This window comes from Streptomyces sp. NPDC085932 (assembly GCF_044540525.1).
Classification (GTDB): domain Bacteria; phylum Actinomycetota; class Actinomycetes; order Streptomycetales; family Streptomycetaceae; genus Streptomyces; species Streptomyces levis.
In genome coordinates, this window is sequence record NZ_JBITSJ010000005.1 from 451,225 (window position 1) to 467,139 (window position 15,915).

Annotated in this window: 14 protein-coding genes; 6 read left to right on the forward strand and 8 right to left on the reverse strand. The window is 73.7% G+C overall.

The features are described 5' to 3' along the window. Positions 1-158 precede the first annotated feature (158 nt). From lnt to ACIGAQ_RS26095, 4 genes are all read left to right on the forward strand, one after another. A complete protein-coding gene (gene lnt / locus ACIGAQ_RS26080; protein ID WP_399786683.1) occupies positions 159-1,766 on the forward strand; it encodes an apolipoprotein N-acyltransferase in 1,608 nt (535 codons plus the stop codon). A gap of 68 nt (positions 1,767-1,834) precedes the next feature. After that, positions 1,835-2,314: an NUDIX hydrolase gene (locus ACIGAQ_RS26085; protein WP_399786686.1), complete on the forward strand. Its 480-nt coding sequence runs from the start codon at positions 1,835-1,837 to the stop codon at positions 2,312-2,314. 55 nt (positions 2,315-2,369) lie between these two features. Further along, a complete protein-coding gene (locus tag ACIGAQ_RS26090) occupies positions 2,370-3,170 on the forward strand; it encodes a 3-hydroxybutyrate dehydrogenase (RefSeq protein WP_399786689.1) in 801 nt (266 codons plus the stop codon). 68 nt (positions 3,171-3,238) lie between these two features. After that, entirely contained in the window at positions 3,239-5,182 is a 1,944-nt protein-coding gene (locus ACIGAQ_RS26095; RefSeq protein ID WP_399786692.1) for a helix-turn-helix domain-containing protein, read from the forward strand. 182 nt (positions 5,183-5,364) lie between these two features. Here the strand turns inward: ACIGAQ_RS26095 and ACIGAQ_RS26100 are convergent, their stop codons facing one another. From ACIGAQ_RS26100 to ACIGAQ_RS26125, 6 genes are all read right to left on the reverse strand, one after another. Further along, complete coding sequence (locus ACIGAQ_RS26100) at positions 5,365-6,750, reverse strand: MFS transporter (RefSeq protein ID WP_399786695.1); 1,386 nt, start codon at positions 6,748-6,750, stop codon at positions 5,365-5,367. A gap of 203 nt (positions 6,751-6,953) precedes the next feature. Then, complete coding sequence (locus tag ACIGAQ_RS26105) at positions 6,954-8,072, reverse strand: ABC transporter ATP-binding protein (RefSeq protein WP_362281487.1); 1,119 nt, start codon at positions 8,070-8,072, stop codon at positions 6,954-6,956. Between the two features lie 20 nt (positions 8,073-8,092). Continuing rightward, entirely contained in the window at positions 8,093-8,944 is an 852-nt protein-coding gene (gene modB / locus ACIGAQ_RS26110) for a molybdate ABC transporter permease subunit (RefSeq protein ID WP_399786698.1), read from the reverse strand. Continuing rightward, positions 8,941-9,753 (reverse strand): molybdate ABC transporter substrate-binding protein, encoded by an 813-nt coding sequence (gene modA / locus ACIGAQ_RS26115; protein ID WP_399786701.1) that lies wholly within the window; start codon positions 9,751-9,753, stop codon positions 8,941-8,943. The genes modB and modA overlap by 4 nt, the downstream gene beginning before the upstream one ends. Before the next feature lie 173 nt (positions 9,754-9,926). Beyond that, positions 9,927-10,325: a helix-turn-helix transcriptional regulator gene (locus ACIGAQ_RS26120; RefSeq protein WP_311679191.1), complete on the reverse strand. Its 399-nt coding sequence runs from the start codon at positions 10,323-10,325 to the stop codon at positions 9,927-9,929. A 32-nt stretch (positions 10,326-10,357) separates the two neighbouring features. Continuing rightward, the gene (locus tag ACIGAQ_RS26125; RefSeq protein ID WP_399787154.1) at positions 10,358-11,152 is read right to left on the reverse strand and encodes a ribonuclease BN; all 795 of its coding nucleotides are present in this window, start codon (positions 11,150-11,152) and stop codon (positions 10,358-10,360) included. Between the two features lie 338 nt (positions 11,153-11,490). Between ACIGAQ_RS26125 and ACIGAQ_RS26130 the strand changes: the two genes are divergently transcribed. Then, positions 11,491-12,714: a glycoside hydrolase family 88 protein gene (locus tag ACIGAQ_RS26130; protein WP_399786704.1), complete on the forward strand. Its 1,224-nt coding sequence runs from the start codon at positions 11,491-11,493 to the stop codon at positions 12,712-12,714. A gap of 75 nt (positions 12,715-12,789) precedes the next feature. Here ACIGAQ_RS26130 and ACIGAQ_RS26135 read toward each other — a convergent pair whose 3' ends face one another. Continuing rightward, a complete protein-coding gene (locus tag ACIGAQ_RS26135; protein WP_399786707.1) occupies positions 12,790-14,067 on the reverse strand; it encodes an alginate lyase family protein in 1,278 nt (425 codons plus the stop codon). Between the two features lie 176 nt (positions 14,068-14,243). Between ACIGAQ_RS26135 and ACIGAQ_RS26140 the strand changes: the two genes are divergently transcribed. Further along, a complete protein-coding gene (locus ACIGAQ_RS26140) occupies positions 14,244-14,981 on the forward strand; it encodes an NAD(P)H-binding protein (protein ID WP_311679188.1) in 738 nt (245 codons plus the stop codon). Between the two features lie 8 nt (positions 14,982-14,989). On the opposite strand, the gene sigJ is transcribed toward ACIGAQ_RS26140, so the two are convergent. Beyond that, positions 14,990-15,904 (reverse strand): RNA polymerase sigma factor SigJ, encoded by a 915-nt coding sequence (gene sigJ, locus ACIGAQ_RS26145; RefSeq protein ID WP_399786710.1) that lies wholly within the window; start codon positions 15,902-15,904, stop codon positions 14,990-14,992. Between the last annotated feature and the right edge of the window lie 11 nt (positions 15,905-15,915).

Here is a 15,915-nt window from a genome sequence, read left to right on the forward strand (position 1 = left end):
CCGGCCGCGGGACTGAGGCTTCGGCACACCGTAACGGCTGGTGGACATTTTGGGGATGTGTCGTGACGAAATGAGCGGGAGGCCACGGCGCCCGCGGGGCCCGGTGGTGCCGCGGACCGCGCTGTCGGCGCCACGGCCGCTCGACTTAGACTCCGGGAGTGACCGTCACCGCAACCTCCGTCGACGAGTCGGACCGGCTGGAGCCGCGGACCGCGCCCCGGGCGCGCGTCTGGGCCCGGCGGCTCGTCCCGGCCGCCGCAGCCGCGCTCTCCGGCCTGCTCCTCTACGTCAGCTTCCCGCCCCGCACCCTGTGGTGGCTGGCCCCGCCGGCCTTCGCCGTCCTCGGCTGGGTGCTGCGCGGCCGCGGCTGGAAGGCGGGGCTCGGCCTGGGATACCTCTTCGGCCTCGGCTTCCTGCTGCCGTTGCTGGTGTGGACGGGAGTGGAGGTGGGGCCGGGTCCCTGGCTCGCCCTGGTGGCCATCGAGGCGCTCTTCGTCGCGCTCGTCGGCGCGGGGATCGCGGCCGTGTCGAAGCTGCCCGGCGCGCCCGTGTGGGCGGCCGCCGTGTGGATCGCCGGCGAGGCGGCACGCGCGCGTGCGCCCTTCAACGGCTTTCCCTGGGGCAAGGTCGCGTTCGGGCAGGCGGACGGTGTGTTCCTGCCGCTCGCCGCGGTGGGCGGCACCCCGGTGCTCGGCTTCGCCGTCGTCCTGTGCGGCTTCGGCCTCTTCGAAGTCGTGCGTCTGCTCCTCGCGAGGCGGACCACCGGGATCGTGCGGCCCGCGGCGGCCGCCGTCGCCGTGCTGAGCCTGGCGGTCCCGGTCCTCGGGGCGTTCGCCGCCCGCCCCCTGGTCAGCGACAAGGCCGAGGACGGCACCGTCACCGTCGCGGTGATCCAGGGCAACGTGCCGCGCGCGGGCCTCGACTTCAACGCCCAGCGGCGGGCCGTCCTCGACTACCACGCGCGCGAGACCGAGCGCCTGGCCGCCGAGGTCGACGCCGGCAAGGCCGCCCGGCCCGACTTCGTGCTCTGGCCGGAGAACTCCTCCGACATCGACCCCTTCGCCAACCCCGACGCCCGCACGGTGATCGACGCGGCGGCCCGGGCCGTCGGCGTGCCCATCTCCGTCGGCGGCGTCGTCGAGCGCGACGGCAAGCTGTACAACGAGCAGATCCTGTGGGATCCGGCCAAGGGCCCCGTCGACACCTACGACAAGCGCCAGATCCAGCCGTTCGGCGAGTACCTCCCGCTGCGCTCGCTCATCGGCGCGATCAACCCGGCCTGGACGGCCATGGTCCGCCAGGACTTCAGCCGGGGCACGGAGCCGGGCGTGTTCACCATGGACGGCGCCGAGGTCGGCCTGGTCACCTGCTACGAGGCCGCCTTCGACTGGGCCGTGCGCTCCGAGGTCACCGACGGCGCCCAGATGATCTCCGTGCCGAGCAACAACGCCACCTTCGACCGCAGCGAGATGACGTACCAGCAGCTCGCCATGTCCCGCGTCCGCGCCGTCGAGCACAGCCGGACCGTCGCCGTGCCGGTGACCAGCGGGGTCAGCGCCTTCATCATGCCGGACGGGAGGATCACGCAGCGGACCGGCATGTTCGTGGCCGACTCGCTGGTGCAGGAGGTGCCGCTGCGCTCCTCGCAGACCCCGGCCACCCGGCTCGGCGTCCTGCCGGAGATCGCGCTCGTGCTCGTCGCGGCCGGCGGACTGGGCTGGGCGGTGGGCGCCGGTCTGCGCGGGCGACGCGCCGGTGACGTGTAGCCGTACGCCGGCCGCACGCCGCCCGAATCCGGCCAGGGCGCCCGGACCGGCCCTTTAGGGTCGTGACCATGGCTACTCCTGACTTCATCCGCACGCTCCGCACCTCCGCGGGTCACCAGCTGCTCTGGCTCCCCGGGGTCACCGCCCTCGTCTTCGACGACGAGGGCAGAGTGCTGCTGAACCGCCGGGCCGACACGCGCAGGTGGTCGGTGCTCGGCGGCATCCCGGACCCGGGGGAGCAGCCGGCAGCCTGCGCCGTGCGCGAGGTCTACGAGGAGACGGCCGTGCGCTGCGTCGCCGAACGGGTCGTCCTCGTCCAGGCCCTGGAACCCGTGACGTACGGGAACGGCGACGTCTGCCAGTACATGGACATCACCTTCCGCTGCCGGGCCGTCGGCGGCGAGGCCCGGGTCAACGACGACGAGTCGCTGGACGTGGCCTGGTTCGACGTCGACGCCCTGCCCGAGCTGAACGAGTTCGGACTGCTGCGGATCAAGCAGGCCCTGTCGGACGCCCCCACATGGTTCGACCCCACTGGTCCCAGCTGAACTGTGGGGTGTGACCACATGGGTCGGGGCTGTGGCCGTGCCTAGGGTCGGTTGCATGACCGCGCCCCGTGCCCTCCCGGCTCCCCACGCCAGCCCGCTCGACCTCGGCGGCCGCACCGCGCTCGTCACCGGTGCCGCCGGCGGCATCGGCCGCGCCTGCGCGCTGCGGCTCGCCGCCGCCGGCGCCAAGGTCAGAGCCGTCGACCGGGACGCCGCGGGCCTGGAGGCGCTCGCCGCGCGGGGCACCGGCCTCGCGGGCACCGTGGAACCGCACGTCCTCGACCTCACCGACCTGGACGCCGCCGAGCTCGCCGCCGCGGGCACCGACGTCCTCGTCAACAACGCCGGACTGCAGCTCGTGCGCCCCATCGAGCAGTTCCCGCCCGACGTCTTCCACACCGTGCTCACCGTCATGCTGGAGGCGCCGTTCCGGCTCATCCGCGGCGCCCTGCCCCACATGTACGGGCAGGGGTGGGGCCGCATCGTGAACGTGTCGTCCGTCCACGGGCTGCGCGCCTCGGCCTACAAGTCGGCCTATGTGGCCGCCAAACACGGCCTGGAGGGACTGTCCAAAACCACCGCCCTCGAAGGCGCGCCCCACGGTGTCACCTCGAACTGTGTGAACCCCGCCTATGTGCGCACCCCCCTGGTCGAGACGCAGATCGCCGACCAGGCGCGGGCCCACGGCATCCCCGAGGAGCGCGTCCTGTCCGAGGTGCTGCTCCAGGACAGCGCCCTCAAGCGGCTCATCGAACCGGAGGAGGTCGCCGAGGCCGTGGCCTACCTGTGCTCCCCGCAGGCCTCCTACATGACCGGCGCCTCGCTCGTGCTCGACGGCGGCTGGACCGCCCACTGAGCGCCGGGCCGCCCGGCAGTTGTCCACAGGCCTGACGGGACGGCCGGGTCATGGTGAATCCTGTGAGCATGTCCAGCGATCACGTGCAGCAAGCCGAGCGCTCCGCCGGCCCCGGGGAACGGCCGGCGAGCGCCGAGACGCCCTACCTGGAGCTCCTGGCCCGGGGCGCGTCCGCCGACGCCTACGAGCAGCCGGTGCTGCTCGCCCGCGCCGAGGGCCGGCCGCCGGAGTGGATCGCCGCGCTCCAGCGGGCCAAGCCGCTCGCCCTGCGCGTCCGCGCGGAGCTGGAGGGGAGGCGCCGCCGTGAGGCCGAGCTGTCCGCGCTGTTCGAGACCGCCCACGACCTCGCCGGACTGCGCGACCTCGACGCCGTCCTGCACGCGATCGTCCAGCGCGCCCGTTCCCTGCTGGGCACGGACATCGCCTACCTCAGCCTGAACGACCCGGCGCGGGGCGACACCTACATGCGCGTCACCGAGGGCTCGGTCTCGGCCCGCTTCCAGCAGCTGCGGCTCGGCATGGGGGAGGGCCTCGGCGGCCTGGTCGCCCAGACGGCACGCCCCTACGTCACCGACGACTACTTCAAGGACGACCGCTTCCAGCACACCCTCACCATCGACGCGGGCGTGCGTGACGAGGGACTCGTGGCGATCCTGGGCGTGCCGCTGACGCTGGGGCACCACGTCATCGGCGTGCTGTTCGCGGCGGACCGCCGGGCCCGGGTCTTCGAGCGGGAGCAGATCGCCCTGCTGGGTTCCTTCGCCGCCCTGGCCGCGGCCGCCATCGACACCGCCAACCTGCTCGCCGAGACCCGCTCCGCCCTCGCCGGTCTGGAGCGGGCCAACGAGATCATCCGGGACCGCAGCGGCGTCATCGAGCGCGCCTCCGACGTGCACGACCGGCTCGCCGAACTGGTCCTGCGCGGCGGCGGGGTGCACGACGTGGCCGCCGCGGTCTCCCAGGTCCTCGACGGCACGGTCGAGTTCGCGGAGGCCGCCGCGGCACCGGCCGAGGCCCTGGAGGCGTCCCGCGCGGACGGGCACGCGGTACGCCACGAGGACGACTGGATCGCGGCCGTCGCGGCCGGCGGCGAACTGCTCGGCGCGCTCGTGCTGCGCGGCCACCCGGGCCTCGACCCCGTCGACCAGCGCACGCTGGAGCGGGCCGCCATGGTCACGTCCCTGCTGCTCCTGGCCCGCCGGTCCGCCGCCGAGGCCGAGCAGCGCGTGCGCGGGGAGCTGCTGGACGACCTGCTGGACGCGCGCGACCACGACCCGCGTGTGCTGCGGGAGCGCGCGGCCCGCCTCGACGCCGACCTCGACGCCGTGCACGTGGTGCTGGCCGCACGGCTGGAGGGCGGCGCCGCCGACGCCGACGAGGAGGCCGACGTGCGCAGACGCCTCGCGGCGGCGGCGTCCCACCTCGCCGCGACCCGGCACGGCCTCGCCGCCGCCCGTGACGGCGGCACGGTCCTGCTGCTGCCCCTCGGCCCGGGCGGCAGCGCCACCGAGCTGGCCCGCGCCGTCGCCCGGCAGCTGGGCACCGCGGTCCACGCACCGGTCACCGTCGGCGCCTCCGCGCCCGCCGACGGCCTCGTCACCGGCCCGGACGCGGTGGCCACGGCCTACGGCGAGGCCCGGCGCTGTCTCGACGCGCTGCGCCTGCTCGGCCGTACCGGGGACGGGGCGGCCGCCGAGGACTTCGGCTTCCTGGGGCTGCTGCTGGCCGGCGACCGGGACATCCCGGGCTTCGTCGAGCGCACCGTCGGCCGGGTCGTGGAGTACGACCGGCGCCGCGGCACCGAGCTGCTGCGCACGCTGGACGCGTACTTCGCCTGCGGCATGAGCCCGGCGCGCACCAAGGACGCACTGCACGTCCATGTGAACACGGTCGCCCAGCGCTTGGAGCGCGTCGGCCGCCTCCTCGGCGACGACTGGCAGAGCCCGGCCCGCGCCCTGGAGATCCAGCTGGCGCTGCGCCTGCACCGGCTGTCGGCACCCGCAGGGCACTGACGTGAAGGCGCTGCTTCCGAGGCGGTGATCCCCAGGACACCGACCCCCGGGACACCGACCTCAGGGGCACCGACCAAGGGCAGTAACCGCAGGGCGCTGCGCCCGACGCCAAGAACCCCGCACGCTCGCGCCACGGCCCCCGCACGCCTGGGGCGTACGGGGGCCGGAGGCGGCTGCGCGTCTCAGAGGGCCCGGGCGTCCCGCGGCGCGGTCGCGGCCGGCTCCGCCTCGGCGACCGGGGCGACATCGGCCAGGTCCCGGTGGCGGGTCTCCTTGGCCGCGGCCACCGCGACGACCGTGAGCACCGCGGCGCCGATGACGTACAGGGCGATCGGAGTGGAGCTGCCGTAGTCGGACAGCAGCGCCGTGGCGATCAGCGGCGCCGGCGCACCCGCCGCGACGGAGGCGAACTGGGCACCGATGGACGCCCCGGAGTACCGCATCCGTGTCGCGAACATCTCCGAGAAGAACGCGGCCTGCGGCGCGTACATCGCCCCGTGCAGCACCAGTCCGACGGTCACGGCCAGGAGCAGACTGCCGAAGCCGCCGGTGTCGATCAGCGCGAAGAAGGGGAACATCCACAGCCCGACTCCGACCGCGCCCATCAGGTACACGGGCCGGCGGCCGATCCGGTCGGAGAGCGCGCCCCACGCCGGGATGACCGCGAAGTGCACGGCCGAGGCGATCAGCACCGCGTTGAGCGCGGTCTGCTTGGAGACGCCGGCCGAGGTGGTGGCGTAGACGAGGATGAACGCGGTGATCACGTAGTAACTGATGTTCTCCGCCATGCGCGCGCCCATCGCGACCAGGACGTCACGCCAGTGGTGGCGCAGCACGGCGACGAGCGGAAGCTTCTCGGCCGTCGCGTCCTGGGCCGCGCTGCGGGCCTCGGCCTGCGCCAAGGCCTGCTTGAACACCGGTGATTCATCGACAGACAGACGAATCCACAAACCGACGATCACCAGCACGCCGGAGAGCAGGAACGGGATCCGCCAGCCCCAGCTGGTGAACGCGGCATCCGACAGCACGGCGGTCAGCAGGGACAGCACACCGGTGGCGAGGAGCTGCCCCGCCGGTGCGCCGGTCTGCGGCCACGAGGCCCAGAACCCGCGCCGTCGCGCGTCCCCGTGCTCCGACACGAGCAGCACCGCGCCGCCCCACTCGCCGCCGAGCGCGAACCCCTGCACCAGCCGGAGCACGGTGAGCAGGACCGGCGCGGCGGTACCGATGGTGGCGTGTGTGGGCAGCAGGCCGATCGCGAAGGTCGCCCCGCCCATCAGCAGCAGACTGAGCACCAGCAGCTTCTTGCGCCCGAGCCGGTCGCCGTAGTGCCCGAACACCAGGGCGCCCAGGGGTCGGGCGGCGAAACCGACGGCGTACGTCAGGAACGACAGCAGGGTGCCGACGAGCGGGTCGGAGTCGGGGAAGAACAGCTTGTTGAAGACGAGCGCGGCGGCGGAGCCGTAGAGGAAGAAGTCGTACCACTCGATGGTGGTGCCGATGAGGGACGCGGCGACGATGCGCTTGAGGTTGTTCGGCGTCGGTGGAGCGGATGCTGCGGAGGCCATGTGCGCCACTTCCTCGTGTGCGGTGGGGACGGGTACGTGTCGGCACACCGTAGAAACCCGCAGGTCAAGCGCACATGTGGTGAGACACCATAGTTACGGGCATAGCTATGCGTCAGACCGCCATGCCCGTCGGCGGTCTCCCTGGTCAGGGTGTCCCACCGGGGCTGCCGCTGCCCCGCCGGAGCACGGGCAGCGAGCGCACCTCAGACGGGGTAGGCATGGGTCTGGGTCGCCTTCAGTGTGGCCCAGACCTCCGCGCCCGGGTGCAGGTCGAGTTCGGCGGCGGCGGCCGTCGTGAGGTCGGCGGCGAGGGGGAGTTCGCCGGTGAGGTCCGCGCGGATCTGGTCGCCGTGCGTCTCCAGGCCGGCGACCTCGCAGCGCCAGAGGTTGCGGGCGCTGGAGCCGGTGGGACGCGTGCGGTGGAGTGTCACCGCGGCGGGCGGGAACGCCACGAAGACCGGGCCGGACAGGTGCTCGGTGGTGGTGACGGACGGGCCGTCGGCGAGCCGGACGGTGTGCCCGTCGGCCTCTCCGCGGTACAGGTTGAGGCCGACCAGTCGGGCGATGTAGTCGGTGCGCGGGTGGCGGGCGATGCCGGACGGGGTGCCCTCCTGGACGACCCGGCCGTGCTCGACGACGACCAGGCGGTCGGCGAGCACCATGGCGTCCAGCGGGTCGTGCGTGACCAGGACGGCGACGGCCTCGAAGTCGGCCAGGTGGCGCCGGAGCCGGGCTCGCACCTCCAGCCGCGTCCGGGCGTCCAGGGCGGCCAGGGGCTCGTCCAGGAGCAGCAGGCGGGGGTGGGTGGCCAGGGCACGGGCCAGGGCGACGCGCTGGGCCTGGCCGCCGGAGAGCCTGCGGGGTTTGGCGCCCGCGTGCTCGGCGAGACCCAGCCGGTCGAGCCATGCGGCGGCCTGCGCGCGGGCCTGCGCCTTCGTCGCGCCGTGGCAGCGGGGACCGAAGGCCACGTTGTCGAGGGCCGTGAGGTGCGGGAAGAGCAGATAGTCCTGGAAGACGACCCCGACCGGGCGTGACTCCGGCGGCCGGCGCTCCAGGTCCGTGCCGTCCAGACGCAAGTGGCCGCCGGTGAGCGGGGTCAGGCCGGCGAGGGCCCGCAGGGCGGTGGTCTTGCCGGCGCCGTTCGGCCCGAGCAGGGCGACCACCTCGCCGGGCGCGACCGTCAGAGCCACGTCCAGGCGGAAGCCGCCACGCTGCACGACGAGGCGGGCGTCCAGCCCTGCCGTAGCGGATCCGGCACGGACGTCGTGGTGCCGGGCTCCGAGTGCGGGGCCCTCGTCCGTTCCGCCGCGCCGACTTTTCATGCGGTTCTCCCTCATGCCGGTCACCCCGCGCTCATCCAGCGGTCCCGCAGCCCGGCCAGCACCGCGATCGACACCGCCAGCAGCACCAGGCTCAGGGCGATCGCGGCCTCCGGGTCGCTCTGCAGGGCCAGGTAGACGGCCAGCGGCATGGTCTGGGTGCGGCCGGGGAAGTTGCCGGCGAAGGTGATGGTCGCGCCGAACTCGCCCAGTGCCCGGGCCCAGGCGAGCACCGCCCCGGCCGCGATGCCCGGGGCGATCAGCGGCAGCGTGACCCGGCGGAACGCCGTGAAACGGGAGGCGCCCAGGGTCGTGGCCGCCTCCTCGTAGCGCGGGTCGGCGGCCCGCAGCGTGCCCTCCACGCTGATGACGAGGAACGGCATCGCCACGAACGCCTCCGCGACGACGACCCCGGCCGTCGTGAAGGGCAGCGTGATGCCGAACCACGCGTCCAGCCACTGCCCGACGATGCCGTTGCGCCCGAGGGCCATCAGCAGGGCCACGCCCCCGACGACCGGCGGGAGGACGAGGGGCAGCGTGACGAGGGCCCGTACGACACCGCGGCCGGGGAAGTCGACCCGGGCCAGCAGCCAGGCCAGCGGCACGCCGATCACCAGGCTCACGGCGGTCGCCGCCGTCGCGCAGAGCAGGGACAGCTTGAGCGCCTGCCACACGGCGGCGCTGGTGAGCTGCTCGGGCAGGCTCTCCCAGGGAGTCCGTACGAGCAGCGCGATCAGCGGGACGGTCAGGAAGGCCACGCCGAGCAGCGCGGGAAGGAGCAGCGCCAGGGGCACGCCGGTCCGCACGCGCCGGGCCCGCGGCCCGCCCCGGAGGCGCTCGGCCGTGCCGCCGGGCCGGTCGGTCGGGGCGGTCACGGGGTGAGGAACCCGGCCCGGCCCAGCACCCGCTCGCCCTCGGCGGACCGTACGAGCGCGATGAACGCCTTGGCGGCCTCGGCGTTGGGCGCGTCCTTGAGCAGGGCGATCGGGTAGGCGTTGACGGCGTCGGCGGACTCGGGGAATTCCACGCCCTCCACCTTGTCACCCGCGGCGCGCACATCCGTCCTGTAGACGACGGCCGCGTCGGCCTCCTTCAGTTCGACCTTCGTCAGGGCGGCCTTCACGTCCTGCTCGTACGAGACCGGGGTGAGCTGCAGCCCGCCGGCGTCGAGGGCCTTTCGGGCCGCGGCCCCGCACGGCACCTCCCGGGCGCAGAGCACGACCTTCAGGCCCTTCGCGGTGAGGTCCTTCAGGGAGGAGATCCGGTCGGGGTTGCCCGGCAGGGTGGCGATCTCCAGCTCGTTGCGGACGAAGGTGGCGGGCGTGCCGGAGGCGTCACCGGCGTCCGTGACGATCTTCATGGTCTTGGGGCTGGCCGCGGCGAAGACGTCCGCGGGGGCGCCGCCGGTGATGCTCGCGGCGAGCGAGTCGCTGCCGCCGAAGCTGAAGGTGACCTTCGTGCCGGGGTGCTCCTCCTCGAAGCGCTTGCCGAGCGCCGTGAAGCTGTCCTGCAACGAGGCGGCGGCGAAGACGGTCACCTCACCGCTCACCTGACCCGGCGAGGAACCGGAGGCGGAGGAGCCCGAAGGGCCCGACTCGGACGACGAGCACGCGCTCAGGACCAGCAGGGCGGCGGCTCCCGCCACCGCGATGCGGAACGGACGGCGGCGCGCGGTACGGGTCATCTGGGGGCACTCCCTCTACGGACTCTCGGGTGACGCGGCCGCACCCCCGGGTGTGGTGGGCGTGCTTGCGTACGTCGATGATAGTGCCGCAGATGCGAGGGTGAAGTCTGCAGTGCGTTCGCACAAGCAGGGGGTGTCCGGCGGGAGGGTGGCATGTGCGTTCACATGAGGTCTCACGCCCTGTCGATGTGCACGTTCGTCGACTTCACCCGGGCCGTGGCCTCCATGCCGACCTCCAGCCCCAGCTCCTCCACGGCCTCCCGGGTCAGCAGGGACACCAGGCGGTGCGGCCCGGCCTGGATCTCCACCTGCGCGGCGACATCGCCCAGTTTCACGGCGGTGACGATGCCGGGGAACGCGTTGCGGGCGGAGGTGTACGGGGCGGCGTCCTCCTCGGCGCCGCCGCTCCGGGCCAGTTCCACGGAGAAGGCGGCCAGGTCACGGCCGTCGATCAGGCGCCGTCCGCCCTCGTCCCGGTGGGTCGCCACCCGGCCGGCGTCCGCCCAGCGGCGCGCGGTGTCGGGGCTCACGCCGAGGAGCCGTGCGGCCTGGCCGATCGTGTAGGACTGCATGGGCGCCAAGATAGGCGATCCGGCCGGGCACCTCACCGCTGTGCCGTACGCCCGAGCCCGTGGTGGTCGAGGAGCCAGCGGCCCAGCAGGGCCCCGCCGAAGAACACGTATCCCACGCCGATGAGCCACGACTCCACGACCAGGACGACGCCGACCGCTCCGTAGCTGATCGCGTTGGTGACGATGAGCGGCGTGAAGACGAAGTGGGAGAACGTGCGCAGGCCGACCAGGCCGGCCATGGTGGCCACCGCCCCGGGGAGCAGCTCACTCCAGCGGACCTGCCCGCCCAGCAGGAAGCGCTGCCCCCACCAGAAGAACAGCACACCGGAGGCCGCGCTCAGCACGATCCGCTCCGGCCCGGACACCAGGGTGCGCGTCTGCACCTCCTGGTACAGGTACAGCGTCATGGCGATCATCCACACGGCCTGGCGCCAGACGCGGTGCCACGGCCCGGCCGCCAGACCCCAGATGCGCTCGTAGCCGTTCTGCACACTTCCCGCGAAGGCCACGCCGAAGACGGCGAGCGCGACGCCGCCGAGCACGCTGGTGGTGCCGATGACCTCCCGCGGCGGGCTGATGATGTCGGTCAGTACCCGAGCGGACCGTCCGGACAGGCCCATGCCGTCGGCCAGCCACGAGGCGAAGCCGCCGCGCCCCAGCGGGTCGGCGGCGGCCACCACGATCAGCAGGGGTGCCAGCGTGACCAGCGCGAGGGTGGCGAACCCCATGGCCCGGTGCATCAACTCCACCTGACGGCCCCGCCGGACGAGGGTGTGCGCCCCCAGCCGGTGCCACCCGTCGTGCACCCCGCGCCCCAGCCGCCGCACGGCGGGTCGGTTCACGCCCGGGGCCCTGGCGGGGGCGGGGGCGGGGGTGGGGCCGGCCGCCGGCCCCCACGGGCGTCCGCCGTCCGCGATGGTCTGGTGGGGCTCATCCCGCGTCCGCCTCCGGATGCGCTCGCTCTCCGCTCGGTCCCGGAGATCGTTGACCGTTCCGAAGCGGAGCAAACGCGGCGAAACGGTCGCACCCGCGCCGGGTGGGCGGGGATCGCCCCGGGGCGGGCGTTCATCATCATGAACATTGCTCACGTGGGTGTACATCGCCGCCCTCACCGTGCGACGCTCGGGCAACTCCGTTCCCCCGCCCACCTGTTGGAGGGATCTGCATGAGTGTTTCCCGGCGTACCGTGCTGGCGACGGCGGCCGGTGCCGCGGCGGCGGTGACGGCGGCGGCACCGGCCGCTGCCGCCGCCACCCCGGCACCGGTACCCACCCAGCGGACGCTGCGCGCCGCCGCCGACTACGCCGTCGAGAAACTGCGCGCCGTCGCACCGGCCGTGACGGCCTTCCCGGTCGGCACCAAGTTCGAGAAATGGGTCCACTCGCAGAACGGCGACTGGGTCGGCGGCTTCTGGCCGGGCACGCTGTGGATGGCGTGGCTGCACAGCGGGGACGACACCTTCCGCGCCCAGGCCCTCGCCTCCGCGCGCAAGCTCGCCCCGCGCCAGTACGACACCGGCACGCACGACCTCGGCTTCCTCTTCTACCCGTCCTGGGTCACGGCCTGGCGCCTGACGGGCGACGAGTCGTGGCGCGCGGGCGCCCTGCGGGCGGCCGACTCCCTGATCCAGCGGTACAACCCGCGCGGCCGGTTCATCAGGGCCTGGGGCGCGCTCGGCGATCCCGGCAACGCCGGCCGTGTCATCGTGGACACGATGATGAACCTGGACCTGCTCGCCTTCGCGAGCAGCCAGACCGGCGACGGCAAGTACCTCGACATCGCCGTGGAGCACGCGCGGACCACCCAGCGGGTCTTCCCGCGCGCGGACGGATCGACCCCGCACGTCTACGACTTCGACCCCGCGACCGGGGCGCCGATCGGCCCGAACACCGTGCAGGGGTACAGCCCCGCGTCGTGCTGGTCGCGCGGGCAGGCGTGGGGCCTGTACGGGTTCACCACCATGTACCGCAGGACCGGCGACCCCGCGTTCCTGGCCACCGCCCGGAAACTCGCCGACTTCGCCGTCGGGGCGCTGACGCCGGACCACGTCCCGGTGTGGGACTACCGCGCCCCGCAGCAGCCGCACGACATCAAGGACGCGTCGGCCGGCGCGATCACCGCGTGCGGCCTGCTCGACCTGGCGGCGGCCACCGGCAGACCCGCCTACCGCGAGGTGGCGCTGCGGATGCTCACCGCGCTGGCGGAGACGTGCCTGACGAGGAACTCGGCCCGCGCGGAGGCGGTGGTGGCCCGCTGCACCCGCAATCGCCCGGCCGAGGACGGCGTCGAGATCTCCCTCCCGTACGCCGACTACTACCTGCTCGAAGGCATCCTGCGGGTGCTGCGGCCGCGGGACGTCGACCGCGCGATCGACCTCTCCACGGTCTGACGGAACGGCCCGACCGCACCGCCTGACCGAACGGCCTGAGCGCACCGGCTGACCGAACGGCCTGCCCGGGTGCGGTCAGCCCGCGATGGAGTCCAGCTGTTCCGCCGCCGGGCGCAGGGCCCACAGGTCGCCGCCCGGCGGCTCCTGGAGCAGCGGCACGGCACGCCGCGCCCGCCGGTCACCGGCGTCGGCGGCCGCGTGGACGACATCCGTCGCCGCGAACCGCCGGAAGTCGAGCTCCGGATGCGGCCAGGCGCTCGCTCCCGTGGCCGCGGGCAGCAGGTAGTCCACGGCCTCGGACAGGTTCTGCCCGTCCGGGCCCGTGTAGGCCCACAGGTCCACGCCGACCTTGCGGCCGATGGCGGCCAGCCGCGTGTGGGCGACCAGCGTGAACACCGAGTAGTGCCAGCTCCGGGTGCGGGCCAGCTCCTGGGGCTGGCTGCCGTCCGGCGCGATCTGCGCCGCGATGCGCTTGCCCCGGGCCTCCAGGACCGTCCGGCGGGCCAGTTCCTCGTCGCCCGTCGCGTAGGCGAGGCCGGCGACCTGCAGATCGTGGAAGGTCCCGTGGTTGTTGGTGGCGGCGGCTTCCTGCCTGCCGAAGTCGCTGGTGCGGAGCCAGTCGAGGAAGGCGGTGTTCCAGGCCGTCATGCCGGCGCGGTCGCGCGCGGTCCAGCCCGGTGCGCCCGTCTCCAGCAGGGCGAGCGCGTCCAGGACGGCGGTGTACGACTGGGAGAAGTCGATGATGCCGATGGCCCGGCCGTCGTACTTGCAGGGGATGAACTGCGCGTGCCGCAGGTGCGGGTTCATCCGCGTCGCCGGGTCGAGGAACCAGGTCCGCAGCACCTGCCCGGCCTTCAGCGCGTAGCGCCGGTCGCCCGTGTAGTACCAGGCCAGCGAGAGGTCGTAGGCCGAGTCGAAGGTCTTCTCCACGTCCTGGCGGTCGGTGCCGGTGTCGACCTCGGGGTTGCGCTCCCCGTCGCGCTGCACGTACGGGCAGCCCCACGGGTTCCCGGCGGACGGGGTGGTGCTGGGCCACCAGTACGGCGCCTGGCTCAGATAGTCGTGCACGTCGCCGCTGGGGGCGGGCCGTGGCTTGTCGACGACGGTCCAGGGGCCCTGGTGGAGCCATCGGTCGGCGCGTGTCCGCAACGCCTGGACGGCGCGCCGCAGCGCGGGGTCGCCGTGCTCCAGACGCAGCTTCGTCCGCTGCAGCCGGGCGCCGTCCAGAACGGCGGTGTCGGGAACGCGGGGTGCGTGCCGTGTCTCCCCGTGCGCCGAGGCCACGGGGAGAACCCCTGCCAGCAGCGCGGTGAGGGTCAGCAGCACGACGACGGGACGGGATCGTGCCTTCATGGTCCGCCACTCCTCGGTGAGTCAGATATATGAACGACGTTCAGTGATGTGAGAGCTGACGTGAGCATGACATGAGGCGACCGGAGGGGGAAGGGCGCAGGGGACGGCAGGCTGTCACAGATCCCGGCCCCGCCCTGTCTCTCTGATGAGTCAGCAACTCGATGAAGGAGACAGACATGAAGATCGTGGTCGTCGGCGGTACGGGGCTCATCGGCTCGCAGGTGGTGGCGCGGCTGCGCGACAGGGGCCACGAGGCGCGGGCCGCCGCCCCCTCCACGGGGGTGGACACCCTCACGGGCGAGGGCCTGGAAGAGGCCCTGCGGGGCGCGGACGTGGTCGTGGACGTGTCGAACTCGCCGTCCTTCGACACCGAACCGGCCCTGGACTTCTTCACCCGCTCGGCCCGCAACCTGTTCGCCGCGGAACGGGAAGCGGGCGTCCGCCACCACGTGGCGCTGTCCATCGTGGGCGTCGACCAGGTGCCGGGCTACGGCTACTACGAGGCCAAGGTCGCCCAGGAGAACGCTGTCCGCGCCAGTGGCGTGCCGTACAGCATCGTGCGCGCCACGCAGTTCTTCGAGTTCATCGCGCCGGTGATGAACATGTCCACCGAAGGCACCGAGGTGCGGCTGCCGTCGACGCGGCTGCGGCCCATCGCCTCCGCCGACGTCGCGGCGGCCGTCGCCGAGGCCGCGCAGGGCGAGCCGTCGAACACCGTCCGCGACATCGCGGGCCCGGAGGTGTACGGGCTCGACCGGCTCGGTGAGATCACCCTGGCGGTGAAGCCGGACGGCCGCACGGTCGTCACCGACGACGGCGCCGGACTGTTCGCGGGCATGCCCGACGTGCTCACCGGCGACGGCGTCGCCCACCTGTCCGCCACCCGCTACGAGGAGTGGCTGAAGCAGAACTGACGCACCGGCTACGGGCGGCCGGCGCCCCGCCGCGCCGACCGCTCGTACGCCCGCAGCTTCTCCGGTGCCAGGACCCAGTAGAGCCCGTCGATCCCGTCGGGCCCCACGGTGGCGCTCACCAGCGCGACGGCGGCCCCGTCCCGCACGAGCAGCAGGCAGGGCTGCCCGTTGGCGTCGACGACCCCGTACTCGGCGCCGGGGAAGAACTTCTGCGCGAAGGCGGTGACCCGGGCCACCCGGCCGGCGCCCGTGATCTCCAGGCGGGCCACGCCGCGCATGCCGTTGCCGTCCGCGTAGGCGACGACGTCGGCCGACAGCACCTGCTCCAGCGCGGCCACGTCACCGTGCCGCGCGGCGGCGACGAAGGCCTCCAGCAGGCGCCGGTGCCGGGACGGGTCGACCGGCTCGCGGCGCTCGGCCGACAGCCGCCTGCGCGCCCGGCTGACGACCTGCCGCGTGTTGGCCTGGCTCAGCTGCAGCATGTCCGCGATCTCGTCGTACCCGTAGTCGAACGCCTCCCGCAGCACGTACGCCGCCCGCTCCACCGGGTTCAGCCGCTCCAGGACCAGCAGCACGGCCAGCTCCAGCGCCTCGCCGCGCTCGGCGCCGACCTGTGGATCGACACCGGTGTCCACGGGCTCCGGCAGCCACGGCCCGACATAGGCCTCACGGCGGACCCGGGCCGAACCGGCCACGTTGATCGCCAGGCGGGTGGCGATCCTCGCGAGGAACGCCCCGTGGTCGCGGACCGCGCTCCGGTCGCTGTCCTGCCACCGCACCCACACGTCCTGCACCACGTCCTCCGCCTCGGACACGCTGCCCAGGACGCGGTAGGCGATGCCGAACAGCCGCGGACGCAGCCGTTCGAACGTGTCCGCGGCCGCGTCCAGCGCGCCGTCGGTGAGGGGGTGCCGCTGGTCCATGCTGCCGATGC

Coding starts and splice junctions, on each gene's coding strand:
- ACIGAQ_RS26085 (WP_399786686.1), top strand. CDS start 1,835: ATGGCTACTCCTGACTTCATCCGCACGCTCCGCACCTCCGCGGGTCAC.
- ACIGAQ_RS26090 (WP_399786689.1), top strand. CDS start 2,370: ATGACCGCGCCCCGTGCCCTCCCGGCTCCCCACGCCAGCCCGCTCGAC.
- ACIGAQ_RS26095 (WP_399786692.1), top strand. CDS start 3,239: ATGTCCAGCGATCACGTGCAGCAAGCCGAGCGCTCCGCCGGCCCCGGG.
- ACIGAQ_RS26100 (WP_399786695.1), bottom strand. CDS start 6,750: ATGGCCTCCGCAGCATCCGCTCCACCGACGCCGAACAACCTCAAGCGC.
- ACIGAQ_RS26105 (WP_362281487.1), bottom strand. CDS start 8,072: ATGAAAAGTCGGCGCGGCGGAACGGACGAGGGCCCCGCACTCGGAGCC.
- modA (WP_399786701.1), bottom strand. CDS start 9,753: ATGACCCGTACCGCGCGCCGCCGTCCGTTCCGCATCGCGGTGGCGGGA.
- ACIGAQ_RS26120 (WP_311679191.1), bottom strand. CDS start 10,325: ATGCAGTCCTACACGATCGGCCAGGCCGCACGGCTCCTCGGCGTGAGC.
- ACIGAQ_RS26130 (WP_399786704.1), top strand. CDS start 11,491: ATGAGTGTTTCCCGGCGTACCGTGCTGGCGACGGCGGCCGGTGCCGCG.
- ACIGAQ_RS26135 (WP_399786707.1), bottom strand. CDS start 14,067: ATGAAGGCACGATCCCGTCCCGTCGTCGTGCTGCTGACCCTCACCGCG.
- ACIGAQ_RS26140 (WP_311679188.1), top strand. CDS start 14,244: ATGAAGATCGTGGTCGTCGGCGGTACGGGGCTCATCGGCTCGCAGGTG.
- sigJ (WP_399786710.1), bottom strand. CDS start 15,904: ATGGACCAGCGGCACCCCCTCACCGACGGCGCGCTGGACGCGGCCGCG.